The 16661-nt window shown below is 62.0% G+C and carries 16 protein-coding genes and 1 tRNA gene; 7 read left to right on the forward strand and 10 right to left on the reverse strand.

All coding sequences use genetic code 11. From position 1 onward, the window contains the following. Positions 1 to 120 precede the first annotated feature (120 nt). From MCUHO_RS03500 to MCUHO_RS03520, 5 genes are all read right to left on the reverse strand, one after another. A complete protein-coding gene (locus tag MCUHO_RS03500; protein WP_067073412.1) occupies positions 121 to 561 on the reverse strand; it encodes a hypothetical protein in 441 nt (146 codons plus the stop codon). A 66-nt stretch (positions 562 to 627) separates the two neighbouring features. Next, complete coding sequence (locus MCUHO_RS03505; protein ID WP_161485877.1) at positions 628 to 1224, reverse strand: DUF4367 domain-containing protein; 597 nt, start codon at positions 1222 to 1224, stop codon at positions 628 to 630. A 113-nt stretch (positions 1225 to 1337) separates the two neighbouring features. Next, positions 1338 to 1772 carry a hypothetical protein gene (locus MCUHO_RS03510; protein WP_067073416.1) on the reverse strand — a complete coding sequence of 145 codons (435 nt, stop codon included), beginning with the start codon at positions 1770 to 1772 and terminating at the stop codon, positions 1338 to 1340. A 169-nt stretch (positions 1773 to 1941) separates the two neighbouring features. Then, positions 1942 to 5121: an LAGLIDADG family homing endonuclease gene (locus MCUHO_RS03515; RefSeq protein WP_067073419.1), complete on the reverse strand. Its 3180-nt coding sequence runs from the start codon at positions 5119 to 5121 to the stop codon at positions 1942 to 1944. Between the two features lie 10 nt (positions 5122 to 5131). Further along, positions 5132 to 6100, reverse strand: a complete 969-nt coding sequence (locus tag MCUHO_RS03520) for a replication factor C small subunit (RefSeq protein WP_067073422.1) — start codon at positions 6098 to 6100, stop codon at positions 5132 to 5134. 186 nt (positions 6101 to 6286) lie between these two features. Here MCUHO_RS03520 and MCUHO_RS03525 point away from each other — a divergent pair, with 186 nt between their 5' ends. The 3 genes from MCUHO_RS03525 to MCUHO_RS03535 are packed head-to-tail and all read left to right on the forward strand — an operon-like array spanning position 6287 to position 10464. Continuing rightward, positions 6287 to 7045, forward strand: coding sequence for a hypothetical protein (locus MCUHO_RS03525; protein WP_067073424.1), 759 nt, complete (start codon positions 6287 to 6289; stop codon positions 7043 to 7045). 7 nt (positions 7046 to 7052) lie between these two features. Further along, positions 7053 to 7787: a metallophosphoesterase gene (locus tag MCUHO_RS03530; protein WP_067073427.1), complete on the forward strand. Its 735-nt coding sequence runs from the start codon at positions 7053 to 7055 to the stop codon at positions 7785 to 7787. Continuing rightward, positions 7735 to 10464, forward strand: a complete 2730-nt coding sequence (locus MCUHO_RS03535) for a DEAD/DEAH box helicase (RefSeq protein WP_067073429.1) — start codon at positions 7735 to 7737, stop codon at positions 10462 to 10464. Before MCUHO_RS03530 ends, MCUHO_RS03535 begins: the two co-directional genes overlap by 53 nt. A 481-nt stretch (positions 10465 to 10945) precedes the next feature. Here the strand turns inward: MCUHO_RS03535 and MCUHO_RS03540 are convergent, their stop codons facing one another. After that, a complete protein-coding gene (locus MCUHO_RS03540) occupies positions 10946 to 11500 on the reverse strand; it encodes a TATA-box-binding protein (RefSeq protein ID WP_201786416.1) in 555 nt (184 codons plus the stop codon). Positions 11501 to 11628: 128 nt separating this feature from the next. Between MCUHO_RS03540 and MCUHO_RS03545 the strand changes: the two genes are divergently transcribed. Both MCUHO_RS03545 and MCUHO_RS03550 read left to right on the forward strand, forming a co-directional pair. After that, positions 11629 to 13332 carry an AMP-binding protein gene (locus MCUHO_RS03545; protein WP_067073433.1) on the forward strand — a complete coding sequence of 568 codons (1704 nt, stop codon included), beginning with the start codon at positions 11629 to 11631 and terminating at the stop codon, positions 13330 to 13332. Positions 13333 to 13418: 86 nt separating this feature from the next. After that, positions 13419 to 13503: transfer RNA gene (locus tag MCUHO_RS03550), tRNA-Leu, on the forward strand. Between the two features lie 72 nt (positions 13504 to 13575). On the opposite strand, the gene MCUHO_RS13050 is transcribed toward MCUHO_RS03550, so the two are convergent. Beyond that, complete coding sequence (locus MCUHO_RS13050) at positions 13576 to 13704, reverse strand: hypothetical protein (protein ID WP_268872787.1); 129 nt, start codon at positions 13702 to 13704, stop codon at positions 13576 to 13578. A 195-nt stretch (positions 13705 to 13899) separates the two neighbouring features. Here MCUHO_RS13050 and MCUHO_RS03555 point away from each other — a divergent pair, with 195 nt between their 5' ends. Further along, positions 13900 to 14388 carry an SAM-dependent methyltransferase gene (locus tag MCUHO_RS03555; protein WP_067073436.1) on the forward strand — a complete coding sequence of 163 codons (489 nt, stop codon included), beginning with the start codon at positions 13900 to 13902 and terminating at the stop codon, positions 14386 to 14388. Positions 14389 to 14436: 48 nt separating this feature from the next. On the opposite strand, the gene MCUHO_RS03560 is transcribed toward MCUHO_RS03555, so the two are convergent. Together MCUHO_RS03560 and MCUHO_RS03565 are read right to left on the reverse strand one after the other, a co-directional pair. Beyond that, complete coding sequence (locus MCUHO_RS03560) at positions 14437 to 14691, reverse strand: DUF2795 domain-containing protein (protein WP_201786417.1); 255 nt, start codon at positions 14689 to 14691, stop codon at positions 14437 to 14439. Positions 14692 to 15071: 380 nt separating this feature from the next. Continuing rightward, on the reverse strand, positions 15072 to 15332 hold the full coding sequence (locus tag MCUHO_RS03565) for an RNA recognition motif domain-containing protein (protein WP_067073442.1): 261 nt from the start codon (positions 15330 to 15332) through the stop codon (positions 15072 to 15074). Positions 15333 to 15649: 317 nt separating this feature from the next. Between MCUHO_RS03565 and eif1A the strand changes: the two genes are divergently transcribed. After that, positions 15650 to 15967: a translation initiation factor eIF-1A gene (gene eif1A, locus MCUHO_RS03570; RefSeq protein ID WP_084385904.1), complete on the forward strand. Its 318-nt coding sequence runs from the start codon at positions 15650 to 15652 to the stop codon at positions 15965 to 15967. A 77-nt stretch (positions 15968 to 16044) separates the two neighbouring features. Here the strand turns inward: eif1A and MCUHO_RS03575 are convergent, their stop codons facing one another. Further along, positions 16045 to 16638: an MJ0548 connectase family domain-containing protein gene (locus MCUHO_RS03575; protein ID WP_067073447.1), complete on the reverse strand. Its 594-nt coding sequence runs from the start codon at positions 16636 to 16638 to the stop codon at positions 16045 to 16047. Positions 16639 to 16661: the final 23 nt, after the last annotated feature.

Consider the following 16661-nt stretch of genomic DNA (forward strand, 5'->3'; position numbering starts at 1 on the left):
GCGATCAGTGTGATATTCAACTCGTTTGGCGATATACTTTAGCCCGGCTTCTCCACCGGCGAAGGTTGTTGATTCATCTTTCGTTTTCGGTATTGATAGTGCTTCTTCCTGTTGCCGGGTTCACACTCCCCGGCTCCAGGTTTTCCAGAAGAACACTCCGAGAATCAGCATGAAGACGTAGCCCCCGGCGACGTAATAGGGATACTCCACGGCAACCCCGGAAACCTCCAGAGCCGCCAGCACGAGGAGCCACAGGAGGAAACCCGAGGCCGAGGCCGCAAGCCCTGCCCTGCCCAAAAGGCGTTCCGCTTCAGGCATCGTATCGCGGGCAAACAGGTGGTAGCCGAGGGTGATGAAGACCGGCAGCATTCCTGCACTGAGCCAGACCTGCACCATCTGCGAGAATTCGACTATGAATGCTCCCATGGCGTTCGGTTCCGCGAAGAACGTGAAGAGGATCGCCATGAGCACGGCGATCCAGACGTAATACAGGAATAAGCCGAAGAGCGCGCCCAGAACGCCCACGATCCTGTCCGGCTTTTTCTCTGTTTCTGTGGTCATTCCATGTTACCCTCTTCTCCGGTGTTCGGGCGGCACGATTTGTTTCCTCTCTGTGATATCCACCGATTAACAGGCGATCGACCGCGCCACCCGGATCAATTCGTTGCGGTCAAGCGACCCGCGCACGTAGTATGTAGCGTTCCCGGCCGCCGTCCAGGCGATCAGCCGTTCCTCTTCGGTCTCGTAGATCCGCCCCGTATACCCCCTGATATCAACGGGTTTTGGTTCTCTGTCAACGATCTGATCTATTGCGCAGGGGTTGTACCCGTATCTGCTCCAGGTGATTTCGAGCAGCGTCATATCGGTAGTCCACGATGCGTTCTGCATTGTATCGTTGCGTGCGTAGCGCAGAGTCTCGCCGACCGTTGTGTAGTGGCTGCAGGTCTCGTTCCAGACAGTGGCTATCAGGAGGCCGTAGAGAGTATACTCCCCGGGGATGTATGACGGCGGGGGGAAACCCGTGTACTCGGCGGGGTCCTCCCATTCCTCGATCCTGATGAAGGCTGAATCCCGGAGTGATGGTGCATTATCGGGGGGGAGTTCGGTTGTGGCGTCCATTATGGGTGGCGGCGTAACCCCTGCGGGATCGGTGGCCACGGGCTCGATGCACCCCGCGGTGAGGAGAATAAAAAAGAGTCCTATCGCGATATTACGGATCTTCATGCGCTTTCCTCCCATGATAGGGACCAGCCTTCAAAAAGCCGCTTATCCCGGCACAGACGAGCAGAGTTCGGGGAAATGTGATCCGTAGAGAACGATATCCTCATCTGACGGAATCACCCCTGCTCCGCGTCCACCCGAGGCTTTCTCCGCATTACGCTCCAGTCCCACGCCAGGTACAGAACGAGAATCGTAAGAAGACCCCCCACCCCGTTGGTCTGATAAGGGATGGCGTAGCCAGCGAGATACAGAACCCCGAGAACGGCGAACCACAGCAGAAAACCCAGGAAGTTGCTCTTAAGCCAGATCACGCTGCGAACGGTCTCGATTCCGCCCAGTTTTCGAGTGTAGAGCAGGTAGTTACCGGCATATGCGACGAACGGGATGAGACCCAGGGTAAACCAGGCCCTGAACGGATTTTGCGTGAATACCTGGCGTGGGAAGAGAGCCTGTCCGATGAGAAACAGCAGAGCAATCCAGATGATCACTAACAGAACCCCAAATATGGCCCCTAACTCTCGATCGTATTTATCCGGGCCCGGCTCCGTCATACAGGAACCTGAACGTGAGGTTATTTATAAATTCTGTCCCGTTGCTCTACGCGTCCGGGGCACTGCTGCAAAAGGAAGCGGAACGAAACGCTCGCTGGAAGAATAGAGCCGGGGGGTGGCGTAGGACGGGAAGGAAGAGCCCGGAGTGCCGGGGGAGGAGGCGCTCCTCCTACCCGATCAGCTTCACCAGCCCGTGCCGGGGCTCGAGCACCTCGCCGCCCCGTTTCAGCTGCTCGAGGGTGTGCTCGATCTTGTCGCGGGAGAAGCCCTGCTGCACCAGGATCTCGATAACCTCGTCGACCCGTGCCTGGCCGCCGGAGTCACCCGAGACGTTCCGGATCGCCTCCTTCACCGACCGGATGATGTCGCGCTGCGACTTCGTGACCCCGGTCACGAGCTTGTCGATGTCGAAACTCCCGCTCTCGGCGTCGTAGGCGACCTGCCGAAGACAGGCGTCCACGATCTTCAGGATCCGGTCGGTATCCTCCGTATCGACGGTGTTCGAGAGCCGCATCCGTGCGCTCGCCTCTGCAAGCCGCACCAGCGCCTCGAGCTGCCGTGCGGTGACCGGGACGGGCTTGTTCCCGCTCGCGAGGTTTCTGAGGCGCATGTAGTAGGCGATCAGCGCCTCCTTCGCCCCGTCGGAGAGGATGGGGAAGCACGTCCGTTTCGCGTAGGCGATGTACTTCCGTAAGAGCTTCGGGTCGATGTCGGGAATGACCGGCGCAAGCGCCTGCTCGATAAATTTGTCGTCGACGTCCGGCAGCGGTTCGTACGCGTGCTGCTTGATCAACTCGCCCACGCTGTGGGTCTTGATGATGTGCTGCGCAATCGCCCCGTCCCGTTGAACCTCCGGCTGATCGGTCATCACGAAGATGAGGTCGAACCGGGAGAGGAGCGACGGCGGCATGTTGATCTGCTCGCCGATCGGGACGAACTGGTCGAACCGCCCGAGTTTCGGGTTCGCCGCGCCGAGGAGGGCGCACCGGGACTTCAGGGTCGCGGTGATGCCGGCTTTTGCGACCGAGATCGAGTTGCCGCACCAGACCGGGATGCCGTTCCGCCGGACGTAGAGGATGTGGTTTGGGACCTCGAGGCAGTAGATCGTGCCCTTATACGGCCGCTTCTCGATATGCTCCTTTCCATTTGTGTTGATGTTCGGCTCGTTCTGACCGTCGCGGATGAAGGTCACCTGGAAGATGTCGTGGGTCGCCGTCGAGGTCCCGCCCCGCGGGTTTGCGGCGACGGTTCCTGCCTCCCGCCTGAGGTAGACGTTCCCTGACCATCCCTTCTTCAGCAGGAGCTCGGTGACGTCGTCGGCCAGTCTCCTCGACGAGGTGGTGTATATCGAGACCCCGGTCGTCTTATTGACGTAACCGTCCCCGAGCATGAGCGCATCGAGGAGTATCTCGATCTGCTCCGGCGGGAGGCTCTTCGCGTAGTCGGGGACGTGCTTCTCGTGGCACTTGCCGAACGGTGCAAGGTGCTCCGCGAGTTGCTTTGCGTTGATCGAGAAGTTCTTGCCGTCGTAGGAGAAGTTAAACGGCAGTCGCTCAAGGCACCGCCGGATCGTTTCGGCAGACTCCGGGTTCGTCTGCGATATGATCACGCGATAAGGAACCCCGGTCTGATGGTGCCGCTGAACCGAGCCCTCGGAGAGGAAGTAGCCCAGGAACTCAAGCCAGTCGTCCATCCCGACCGTGATGGGCTCGGTGAGTTTCCCTTCGGCGTTCTGGTTCGCGAACTTGACGACGGGCGGGATCACGTAGGTCTCCTGCCGCTCCCCTGTCCATGCGGCGTTCTTCTTGAACCGCATCCGCTTGTGGATGGGAAGTTCGTCCATGCGGACGAGCCGGAACCCCTCCCACTCGTCGGCACGCCGGTTCAGGTTGACGTACATCCGGTGGTTCGGCGTGACCGCGAGGTCGACCTGCCGCGACTTGACGTAGTACATCTCTCCGTCATACTCCGATGCCACGAAGTTGGACGGGGGTGCGTACTCGAGCCTGCCGTCGGCAGAGAGCGTCGCGACACGGTCGCCCGCGGTCACGTCGCGGAAGAGTTTCCACCCGCTCTCCGTGAGGACCTCGGTCTCGTCGTCGTAGCACTGCTGTTCCATCGCCTCGTGCAGCGCGCTCCGGTCCTCTTTCTGCATCTTGTCCATCTCATCGACGGCGGCGATCCCCATATCCGCGAGAACCAGCGCACCGGCCTCGAGCGTCCACCGCCCGTCGCCGAACTCGTCCTTGACCGCCGTCGCCGTCAGACCGGCGGATGTCGACGACTTGCCGCTCGTGTAGATCCCGCGGGGCGAGAGTTTCACGACGTACCGCAGGATCTGACTCTTTGCGATACCCGGGTCGCCGACCAGCAGGACGTGAACGTCGCCGCGGAGACGGGAGCCGTCCGGCATATCCTTCGCGATACCGCCGAAGAGCTGGAGCGCGATCGCCTCCTTCACGTCGTCGGTACCGTAGATCGTCGGCGCGATCGACCGGGCGATCTTCTTGTAGACCATGGGGTCGCGGGCGAGCGCCATGATATTCGCCTCGTCCTCCTCGGAGATCGAGACCTCCTCGAACTCCTTCTCGGCGACCTCGATGGAGTTGCACTCGAGATAGATGTCAAAGAGCGTGCTCTTCTGGCCGTAGTTGACCCTCTGCACCGACCGGAGGATGCCGTTCAGCACCACCCGGTCGCCCGGCGAGACCATGCCGGTCAGGTCGTCGGTGACGTCGATATCGAGCGTCTGGGGCTGCTCGCCGCCCCGGAGGCCTTCCGGGGACTCCTGGATCCGGAGTTTCTGGGCGTCGACGAACCGGCACCGGTTCATCACCAGGTCGAGACGGGTCTTCCTCTCGCAGTTCGGGCAGAAATCGGGCTCGTCGAACCGCCCGTAACCCTGCGGAACCGGGTCGGTGTTCTTGCCGCAGGTGCGGCACCGGAAGACCGCGCTGACGATCCGGGGGCGCACCTCGGTGGTCTTTCGGAGAATTCCCTCGAGGGCGACGAAAGTGTTGATCTGGTCGGCCCGGATGTCGCGGACGTCGGTCTTCTGCGGCAGGTTCGTGAACCGGATATTGATGAGATCCGGGTCCTGGCCGTCCTTCAGTTTGAGAAGTTTGTTCTGGACGATCGCGTCCCGGATATCTCCGAGAACCTTTCCGGGGCTCCTCAGAAGTTCGAACGCGAGTTTGTTATTCAGGATCTTGCGGTAATCGATGAGGAGCGAGTGCTTGTGGGGGTACTCGCGGGAGAGTTCGGCAAGCTCGCGCTTGTACTGCTTCTTCAGGAACTTCGTCCACTCACCGACGTTGTCGGTAACTTCGACGGTTATCTCTTCGGTCAAGACAGAATCCTCAGCGGTGCTGCTCTGCGGCGAGGACGAACCGTGCGAGCAGCGCCTCCATCTGGATATCGCTGCTCGCCCCTTCCGAGAGGCGGAAATCGGTCTCGCCGAGGGCGTCGATCAGTTTCACTTTGAGCGTCCGGTCGATATCGCGTTTGACCAGCGCACGGTAGCACTGGTTGATCAGCTCGTTCGGGGCGATGCCCCGGACGCGGGTCAGTTCGATGAGCGCCTGCTCCGCCTCGTCGAACTTCCCCGCTATCGAGAGGTCGAGGAGTTCGTCGATCTCTTCCGGGCGGGCGGTCGCGGTGATCTCGTAGACCGTCTCCTCGTCGATATCCGTCCGGAGGATGGCGGCGCCCTGCAGGGCGTTGATCGCCTTCCTCATATCCCCCGAGGCGACGTAGACGATGGCGTCGAGCGCACCCTCCGTGACCGTGAGACCTTCGGCCGCGGCGATCCTCCGGGTCTCCTCGATGACCGCCTCTCTATCAAGCGGCCTGAACCGGTAGATGGCGCACCGGCTCTGGATAGGGTCGATGATCTTCGAGGAGTAGTTGCACGAGAGGATGAACCGGCAGGTTCGGGCGTAGGTCTCCATCGTCCGCCGAAGGGCTGCCTGCGCGTCCGTCGTCAGCGCATCCGCTTCGTCGAGGAAGAGGATCTTGAACGTCGCCCCGGCAAGCGGCGACGTCCGGGCGAACTCCTTGATCTGGTTTCTGACAACATCGATGCCGCGCTCGTCGGAGGCGTTCATCTCGCGGAAGTTCGTCTGCCAGGAATCGCCGAAGAACTCCCGGGCGAGCGCCACGGCGGCGGTGGTCTTGCCGATCCCCGCGGTGCCCGTGAAGAGGAGGTGCGGCAGGTTGCCGGTCTTCACGTAGGACTGGAGGCGCACCACGATCTCCTTCTGTCCGACCATCTCGTCGAGTCTTCTGGGCCGATACTTCTCTATCCAGATGGTGTGGTTGCCGTCCATTTGCATAGGTGTTGGTGCTCGTCCATCGTAAAAGGATCGTCATCCGTTCCGGTGATCCTTTTTAGAGGGTTGAGGGTGAACAGATGAGTACGGAATCGTTATGGAAATACCGGGAGTTCGCGTGGAGATCCGGCAGGTTCTCCCACCCCGGCATATCCGCACCCCCTTCCTCGAACGGACGGATTTATGGAACCGGCAGAACGGGTATTTGCGCAGGACTTCTCCGCCGCGCGGCACACGGCGGACGCCGGCGACGGCCGGGGCGGCCTGTACGTGGTGACGCCCACTGGTGCCTGGTGTCGCCGCCTCTTCATCATCGGTGCCCTCACCGAGAAGAGGGGGAGCGGCGACGTCATGCAGGCCCGGCTTGCCGATCCCACCGGCGCGTTCCAGGTCTCGGTCGACTGGCAGAGCCCGGACGCGGTCGAGACGCTCGGCTACATCGAGCCGCCTGCGTTCGTCGCCGTCACCGGTCGGGCAACGCTGACCGGATCCGGTGAGAGGGCATGCGCGACGGTGGAGGCCGAAGCGCTCTCTGTGGTGAACCGCACCGCCCGCGACCTCTGGGTGCTTGCGACCGCCGGCGCGACGCTCGACCGCCTCGAAGCGCTCCAGGAAGGCGGCGACGAACGGGCCGCGACCGCCCGCCGCCTCTACGCGACCACGGACGAGGATATCCGCGGGATGGCCGCGGTGGTGCGTACAGCCCTTGCAACCGTCCGCCCGGAGATCGCCGTCGGCGAGATCGCGCCCCTCGTCGCCCGCGACCTCCTCCTTGACGCCCTTGAGGGAGAGGGCGGCGCCCGGGGTGTCGAGTTCGAAGACGCCGTCGCCGCCGGGGTGCGCTCGGGCCTCTCCGCCCGGGAGGCACGCACCGCGCTCGAGGAACTCCTCGCCGCAGGGGAGTGCTACCAGCCCGCATCGGGCATGATAAAACTGATCTGACACGATAATGCACCTTCATTTCATCGAGAACGGCCCTGCCCTCCTGGTCGAGAGCGACCGGCGGGTGCTGGTCGTCGCCGACCTGCACATGGGCATCGAATCGGGCCTCGAACGTCACGGCGTCCATATCGCGAGCCGGAGCGCCGCCCGGGCCGACCGGGTGATCGCCTGCATCGAAGAGACACAGCCCGACCTCCTCCTCCTCCTCGGGGACGTCAAGCACAACGTCCCGACAACGAGCAGACAGGAGTACCGGGAACTCCCCGGCGTCCTCCAGTCGTTCCGGGAGTGGGTGCCGATCGCCGTCGCCCCGGGCAACCACGACGGGGGTATCGGGCGGTTCCTCGAGCCCGGGGAACTCCTGCCCGCCGACGGCACGCTCATCGACAGCGTCGGCTACCTCCACGGCCACACCCATCCCGCCCCCGAACTCCCCGGCCACCTCGTCGTCGTCGGCCACCACCACCCGGTCGTCTCGCTCGTCGATACCGTCGGGTGCGCCGCACGCGCCCGGCCGGCCTACCTCTACTCGACGGTCGAAGAGCCGTCCGGGGAGCGCACCCGGCTCCTCTTCGTCCCGGCCTTCAACGAGTTCGCGGGCGGCATCGACGTCGGGAGATTGCGGGAGAGCGGGCTCGGCCCCCTCTCCCGGTGCATAGACCCAAATTCAGCGGAGGTGTTCTTGGCAGATGGTACGTACGTCGGCTCCCCGGCCACGCTCTGCCCCGCAGACGACCGCTGACCTCCTCGACCCGCGGGTGCAGGAGGTTGTTTGGAGGCGCGGGTTCACCGGGTTCTCGGCAGCGCAGGAGCAGGCCATCCCGCGGCTTCTTGCGGGAGAGAACCTGGTCCTGGTGGCACCGACCGGCACGGGAAAGACCGAGAGCGCGATGCTCCCGGTCTTCGACCGGCTCCTCGAAACCGTCGGCGCGGGGTTCAAGGCGCTCTACATCACCCCCCTCCGGTCCCTGAACCGGGATATCCTCAACCGGATGGAGTGGTGGTGCCGGGAGCTCGGTCTCTCGGTCGGTGTCCGGCACGGGGACACGCCGCAGAACGAGCGGCGGAAGCAGGCGCTCAACCCCCCCGACCTGCTCATCACCACCCCGGAGTCGCTGCAGGCGCTCTTCATGGGCAAACGCCTCAGGGAGCACCTCAAGAACGTGAGATACGTCGTCATCGACGAGATCCACGAGCTCGCCGACAGCAAGCGGGGAGCGCAGCTCGCGGTGGCGATTGAACGCCTTGCCGAATACGCGGGAGAGTTCCAGCGGATCGGCCTCTCGGCGACCGTCGGGAACCCCGGCGATATCGGCCGGTTCCTCTGCGGAGCGAGACCGTTCTCGCTCGTCGAGGTGCCGGTCGCGAGCAGCCTCGATATCGGCGTCCGGTTCGCCGGGGAAGACTTCGGCGCCCAGGCGCGTGCCGTCGGGAAGTGCCTGGACTCCCCCGGTTCCACCCTCGTCTTCGTCAACACCCGGGTGACCGCCGAGGCGCTCGGCCACCACCTCTACTCCCGCGGGGACGTCGAGGTTCACCACGGTTCGCTCTCGCGGGACGTCAGGGTCGATGCCGAGGACCGGTTTCGGAAGGGCGAGGTCCGGACGCTGATCGCCACGTCCTCGATGGAACTCGGGATCGACATCGGGCACATCGAGCACGTCGTCCAGTTCGGCTCCCCCCGGCAGGTCTCGCGCCTGGTGCAGCGGGTCGGCCGGGCCGGCCACCGTCTCGACGCCGTATCGCGCGGAACCGTCCTCGCGACGGGGTTTGACGACCTGTTGGAGTCGCTCGTGATCGCGCGGAGGGCGAAGGCGAACGAGTGCGAACGGATCGTCCCGCCCGCCGGCGCCGCCGACGTCCTCGCGAACCAGGTTGCGGCGATCGCGGTCGAGTATGGCGAGATCGAGGTCTCCCGCGTCCGCGAGATGATCGAGCGGTCGAACGTCTTTACCGGCTCCGGGTCGCTCCTCGACGACGTCTGCCGCCAGATGGCCGAGCACCGGCTGATCCGGCTTGACGGGACCCGGATCGTCCGGACGGGCCGGGCGCGGCGCTACCTCATCGAGAACCTCTCGATGATCCACGACGAGAGGAAGATGGAGATCTTCGATATCGTCTCGCGCCGCACCGTCGGGACGCTCGACGAGTCGTTTGTCCTCGGGTGGATGCACACCGGCGCGGTCTTCATCACGAAGGGCCAGCTCTGGCGCGTGCTCGAGATCGAGGGCACGAGGATCACGGTCGAGCCGGCCACGAAGGCAAAAGGAGAGGTCCCGTCCTGGGAAGGCGAGCAGATCCCGGTGCCGTTCCCCGTCGCCCGGGAGGTCGGGGCGCTCAGGAGGACCCGGGCGTTCGGCCGCTACTCCGATATCCCGGCGGCGATCGCCTACGCAGAGCGGTTCATCGGCCGGATGGACGAGGGACGCTACCCCGTCCCCTCGGACACCCTCATCACCCTCGAGAACGCGGACGAAGGCGTGGTCTGCAACGTCTGCGGCGGGCACAAGGCGAACGAGGCGCTGGCCCGGGCGCTCTCGGTCCTCCTCTCCGCCCGCTACGGGACGACCGTCGGGATCGAGGTCGGGGCCTACCGGTTCCTCCTGCGCCTGCCGCCGGAAGTCCGCTCGCTCGAGGTACAGGAGACCCTTGCGGCGCTCGAACCCGAACACCTCCCCGGGATCCTGAGACTCGCCCTGAAACGGACGGCGCTCTTCAAGTGGAAACTCGTGCAGGTGGCGAAGAAGTTCGGCGCCATCGACGCCGACGCCGACTACGAGCGGTTCAGCATCCACCGGCTCATCGACCTCTTCGACGGCACGGTCATCGCGGCCGAGGCCTACCGCGAGCTCTTCAGCACCTCCATGGACACGGACGCGGCGCAGGAGATCCTCACCGCCGTCCATGACGGCCGCATCGCCGTCGCCACGGGACGGCTGAGCCCGCTCGGGAGCGACGTGCTCTCGTCCTCGCGGGACATGATCCCGCCGCCGATGGTCGACCAGGCGGTTATCGGGACGCTCATGCGCCGCCTCGAGAAGGAAGACGTCGTCCTCTTCTGCATGAACTGCCGGAAGTGGAAGAGCCGGACGGTCGTCGAACGTGTCCCCGATAGGCCGCAGTGCCCCCTCTGCAGCGCCCGCCTCGTCGCGGCGCTGAAACCCTGGGACGAAGACCTGATCCCGGCGGTGAAGAAGAAGAACAAGTCCGAGGAGGAGCGGGCGATCGAGATCCGGTTCCTCCGGAACGCAAACATCGTCCTCTCCAGCGGGAAGAAAGCGGTGACCGCCCTCGCGGCCAAAGGTGTCGGCCCGGATGTGGCCTCACGGATTCTCGCGACCCTCTCCGAGGGGGACGCCTTCTACCGGGAGATCTTGAAGGCCGAGCGGAACTATGTGAAGACGCACAGATACTGGTAAAGGGGGATCACGGGGATGTTGGACGTGAGGCGCACCTTATCGGTGGGCTGAGTATAGTCTGTGGCTGGAAGGCGGCATAGCTAGTGGACCGTGGGTGTATCGCCATGACTGCCCCCGCCCCTTGGGGCGGGGGAGGAGGCCGAAGGCCGGGTGGGGTGGGGGTTGCAGAGATCAGGTTACGAGTGGAGACAGGGGAGGGGGGCGTGCCCCCCTCCCCGTCAGCCCCACCCCCAATGGCGATGCCCACACGGAAGCCGTGCATGTGAATTGCGTGCAAGAACAGCACTCTTGTGTAGGATCGACGGCGCACACTTGACGGCACAAGTCCCCTCGATGCGGCCACCGAAGAGATCCACTTCAGGTCAGGATACTCCGCCGGCACATGCGGGCAGGCTCTCCCGGCAACCAGACCGCAACCGCAAAAAAAGAACGGAGGCTCCTGCCGCTCTTCTCCTGATAAAAAGAATGTGACAGAAAAAAGTTACATAATATTTTCGAGCCGCTGCTCCAGGAAATCAAGCCCTCTCTTGATATCCTCGATATTTTTCCCGCCGGTCAGGATGATCTTGCCGGAACTGAAGAGAAGGGCGACGATCTTCGGATCGTCGATGCGGTAGACGAGCCCCGGGAACTGCTCGGGTTCATACTCGATGTTCTCGAGGTTGAGGGTGATGACCACCTTGTTCAGGTTGATGTACCTGCCCATGTCGTACGAGCAGACCATATTCGTGATCGCAACCTGCGGCACATCGTAAGTCTCGACGCCGGCATCCCGGAGCGACTGCATAATAATCTCCAGGCCCGGGCGGAGGTCGGATTTCTTCCTGATACCGGTGAGCACCACTTTTCCCGAGGAAAATATCAGGGATGCGATCTTTGGATTTTCGATGCGGTAAACCGCCCCGGGGAACCTCTTCGTATTCAGTTCGCAGTTTTTTATTTTATCTGATACGTTTTCGAGGTCGATCGCGTCGGCAATCACCCCAGAGGCAACGATGTTCTCAATTTTCAGTGACTCGTATCCCTTCTCAGCCATCGATATGAGTATCATTTTTTGAACCATAATACTAATGGGTAATCTTTATGCCTATTCCGGATACGGAGGCCGTTTCAACTTCGTGAATGCTTTAAACCATAAACGCGCAACTTTTAACGGATCGCGTTATGGCAGATGAAGAGCAAAAACCACCGTCCTACGACGACCTATGCGCCAGGTTCAAGATAGACGTCCCTGAATACTATAACTTCGGCTTCGACGTGATCGACGCATGGGCGAAGAAAGACCGGAACAAGCTGGCAATGATCTGGGTTGACCAGAAGGGAAACGAGAAGAAGTACACGTTCTTCGACCTCATGCGCCTCTCGAATCAGGCCGTCAACATCTGCCTGAAGTACGGGATCAAGAAGGGCGACCGGGTCATGCTGATGCTCCCCCGGACACCCGAATGGTGGATCTTCACCATCGCCCTGATCAAACTCGGCGCGGTCTACTGCCCCGCGACGACGATGCTGACCCCGAAAGACCTGAAATACCGCATCCAGGCGGCCGATATCAGGATGATCATCACCATGGCCGAGCACGCCGATAAGGTCGAGGAGATCCGCGAAGAGTGCCCCACGCTCGCCGTCCGGCTCATGACCGACGGCGTGCGGGACGGGTGGGTCAGCTACCCCGTCGAGCTCGACTACCCCGCGCCCTGCTCGCACAAACTGGTGAACCTCCCCGGCATGCACCGGACGAAAGCGACCGACCCGCTGCTGATCTTCTTCACCTCCGGCACCACCGGCGAGCCGAAGATGGTGGTTCACGCCCACTCCTACCCGCTCGGGCACCTCGTCACCGCGCAGTTGTGGCACGACCTGCACCCGAACGACCTGCATCTCACGATCTCCGATACCGGCTGGGGAAAGAGCGCGTGGGGGAAACTCTTCGGCCAGTGGATCGTCGGCGCCTGCATCTTCGTCTACGACATCCGGGGCCGGTTCCACGCCACCGAGATCCTCCCCCTGCTGGAGAAGTACGGGGTCACGACGTTCTGCTGCCCCCCTACCATCTACCGGATGCTGATCCTCGCTGACCTCGACAAGTTCGATCTCGCCGACATGCGGCACTGCTGCAGCGCCGGCGAAGCCCTCAACCCCGAGGTGATCCGGGCATGGGAGGAGGGAACCGGGCGGACGATCTACGAGGGCTACGGCCAGACCGAGACGGTGCTCTGCATCGGGACGCTTCCCGGCATGAAGACCAAACCCGGCTCAATGGGAAGGCCGATGCCGGGCTGGCAGATCGAACTCCTCGACGACGACGGCAACCCGGTGGGCGTCGGGGAGGAAGGGCGGATCGCGATCAGGGTTGATCCCCGGCCGGTCGGGCTCTTCTCCGGGTACCTGAACAACGGCGACGAGAACCACAAGGTCTTCTCGAATGGATTCTACTTCACCGGCGACAAGGCCTACGTGGACGAGGACGGCTACTTCTGGTTCATCGGGCGCGACGACGACGTCATCAAGTCCTCCGGCTACCGGATCGGACCGTTCGAGGTCGAGAGCGCCCTCATGGAACACCCGGCTGTCCAGGAGGCGGCGGTCGTCGGGTCGCCCGACGTGCTCCGCGGGCTGGTCGTCAAGGCCTTCATCGTCTTGAAGCCCGGGTACCGGCCCACGGAGTCGCTCGTCAAGGAGATCCAGAAGCAGGTCAAGCGCGTGACGGCGCCCTACAAGTATCCGCGCCTGATCGAGTTCGTCGAGTCGCTCCCGAAGACCATCTCCGGCAAGATCAAGCGGCACGAACTGCGCGAACTGGAGATGAGGCGGTTTATGGACAACAACTCCCGCGACTCTCCGGGCATCGGAGAGGGCGGGGAGTAATTACCTTTATTTTGTTGGAGATACTACAGTATTAGGCGCGAGGAACGCCGGGACACGCCAACGGCGGAGGTTCGCTACACATTCGCGCGAGAGTTGCCAAGCCAGGTCAAAGGCGCCAGGTTCAGGGCCTGGTCTCGTAGGAGTTCGCCGGTTCGAATCCGGCCTCTCGCATGCACTTTTTCAGGATTGATCCGATCACGGGATACGTTCAGCGCCGTCGTCCGGGGAGTTTGAAAACGGCGCTCAGTAAACGATCGTATTGTCCGGTTTCGGCTCTTCGTTCTCCTGCTTCCGTGTGATGATGAGATCGTCCGCGTCCCAGCAGAACCTGTCCGCGGGGTTCGGCATCTTCTTCTTCGTCTCGTCTGCCATATCGGCTACTCCTCCTGTCGGGATCTTCACATTGGGGCATTCGGTGATTCTTCTGTATATTCTTATGGAAAACCGCCTCATGACATCTCCGCCCACACCCCGGCCGGCAGGACGGTGCCGCAACCCTCCCCCGGGAGAGACTCGAGCTCTTTTAGTCCTCCTGTGCCAACCCTTGAACCAGGAGAGGCTACCGTTATGGATACGCGCACCTTCACTGCAAAGGCGGTCGGCATCGTGCATGCCGACAACGAATCGTTCTCGATCGAGGTTGCCGGGCCGTTCCGGCCCGCGCTCCAGGAACTGGAGGGGTTCAGCCATATCGTCGTGCTCTGGTGGGGAGACCGGGTCGATACGCCGGAGCGCCGGAACGAGACGGTCTGCAAAAAACCCTACACGAGGGGTCCGGAAACGATCGGGATCTTCGCCACCCGGTCGCCCGCCCGGCCGAACCCGATCGCGCTCTCGGTGGCTCCGGTCATCGATATCGACATCGCATCGGGCATCATCAGGGTCGCGTATATCGATGCCGACGACGCGACGCCGGTGCTGGACATCAAGCCCTACTTCCCGGTCACCGAACGGGTTCGGGACGTGAGCGTGCCTGCCTGGTCGTCTCACTGGCCGCAGTGGTATGAAGACAACGGAGAGTTCGACTGGGCGGCGGAGTTCACCTGCGAAGAATGAGGGATACAGAGAGTCGCGACTGACCTTGCGGCGCAAAAAAAAGTAGGGTTATTTGACCCTGCCGAACTCCTGGCTCACGTCTGCTGCGGACTGGAAGGACTTGTCCTGGAACATCTCGAGAACCTGGATCACCGCGTCGGGTGCGTTGTTCTTCCGTGCGTGGCTGATCAGGTCCTGTTTGCCGGCCGGATAGTCCATGCCGCTGAGGAACTTCTGGAATGCGGATGCACTCAGATCCCGGACGGAAGATGCCTGTGCTGCAGAGGCCATTCCGCCTTTAACTGAAGGTCGCTCTTCTGCCATGGTTCTCACCACCTTTTTTGCCTGCATCCCGCATCGCGAGACACAGGCCGCCACCATAGCTCGGATAAAATAAAAAGGTTGCTGTCGCGTATGGCGAAAATACCTGCAATCCGGCGAGAGAACGTTTCGGGCCGGGAGTGGTGACGGCTGTGTCGGGCGGGGTAGGGCACTCCACCTCCCACACAACCCTCGCGGAGACAGTCTCCTGACGGTAGAAAGGCGATACCTCAGAGCCGACGCGGGTCGAGTACGGCGAAACGGCGCACAGGCCGGAACCAGGAACAGGATCGTCCATACCGGACAATCAGAGATGAGGTTCGCATGAACCCCGGCTCTTCAAAAATGTGGGATATTCGGAATACTGTTCTTCGGAGATATGCCTAGTACCGCCGGAAGTCGCTTCTTGGTCTCGGGGGCCGAGCCTCATCGATCTTCATGGTCCGGCCTTCGAATACGGTGTCGTTCAGGGCTTCCTTTGCTGCCTCAGCCTCTTCGGGGCTGGACATCTCGACAAACCCGAAGCCTTTGCGCTCGATGACTCTGACGTCGTTTACCGTCCCGTACTGGCTGAACAGTTCTTTCAGTTGCTCTTCATTTACCGAGTAGGTGAGGTTGCCGACGTACAGCTTGTTGCTTTCCATTCAAAGATCCTCTTCACACATGTACGCTCAAACCTTAATTATTCTTCGGAAGAAAAACCGGAGAGCGGTTTGGGGTCAGCTCTCCCGGCAAGGGTCACACCCGCTACCGGGATCATGCACCCCCGGTATAGATGCGGCATCTCAAAGACCCGATCCATGGTGTGACACCTCCGAACCGGAAGGCGTCCACCCCCGCGGGATCGCGGTTGTGGGGATCATCCCCGGGATAGATACTTTAATAGTGACCCGGGTCATTGATATACACTCCCAGTAACATATGGGCGGGATGCGCCGCCGCCTTTTACGGAGTTGATTAACTGACAAATACAAGAGGAACACACAATAACGGAAGCGAAGAGATCGTACGCGTACGGTTACCGAAGAAGAAGAATCGCGAGATCTTCGCCCGGGCCGACCTGATGCTCGGGGCAAACCACATCCGTGTCCGCTGCGAGGACGGCGTCACACGCACGGGAAGGATCAAGGGCAAGATCAAGAAGCGGCTCTGGATACGCGAAGGCGACCTCCTGATTGTCGTCCCCTGGAGTTTCCAGGACGAGAAGTGCGATATCGTCTACCGGTACATCAAGCCTCAGGTAGACTGGCTCAAGAAGCACAACTATCTCAGCCAGTAACTTCCGCATTTTGCGCGCCGGGGTTGAGGCAGCGTCGCCTGTCTCCGGCAGGGCCCCGCACCTGATCGGGATTGAACTCAATCCGGCTTTTGTTCTTTTCGGGCATCGTTAGCGATAGCGCCTGAGATATCCGCCATGGTATCGGTATGCACCAGTACAAACGTTCTGCTCACCGACGTCGTTACGCTTGCCGCTATCTGCATGGTGAGCATGATGAGACGCAACGCATCCCGGATCGTTCCCCCTTCCCACATCCCCTGGATACACTGGTCGGCGACTCTCTTCGTGATCTCGTTTCCCAGCACCACGAAGTTGCTCGCTCTCCCTTTCTGCGTCACCTGCAGCCGGGACTCGACGACCTCGGCGATCGCATAGTTCCCCTTCGTAGCATAAAGCCTCTTTCTTGAGGTCTTCGCCCCCTCCGTCTCGGTCACCTCGCCGACGAGCATCCCGTCCCGCTGCGAGACCTTGGCTTTGTCGTCCCGGACACGGATTGCCACTCCGATAGCGTCCGCCCGCTCCGCGAGGTCTCTGTCGGAGGCGATCGAACCATCGTAGAGTTCGCGTTCCAGCTCCTCGATGAGGGAATCGTCCCCTCCGAATGCGATCTCCCGCATATCCCCTGCCATTACGGCGCCCTGTTTTCCGATGAAGGCAATCACAAGCGTCATACTATGAACCCTCAACCCCCGGC

The sequence above is a fragment of the Methanoculleus horonobensis genome (genome assembly GCF_001602375.1).
In the GTDB taxonomy this organism is placed as follows: Archaea; Halobacteriota; Methanomicrobia; order Methanomicrobiales; family Methanoculleaceae; genus Methanoculleus; species Methanoculleus horonobensis.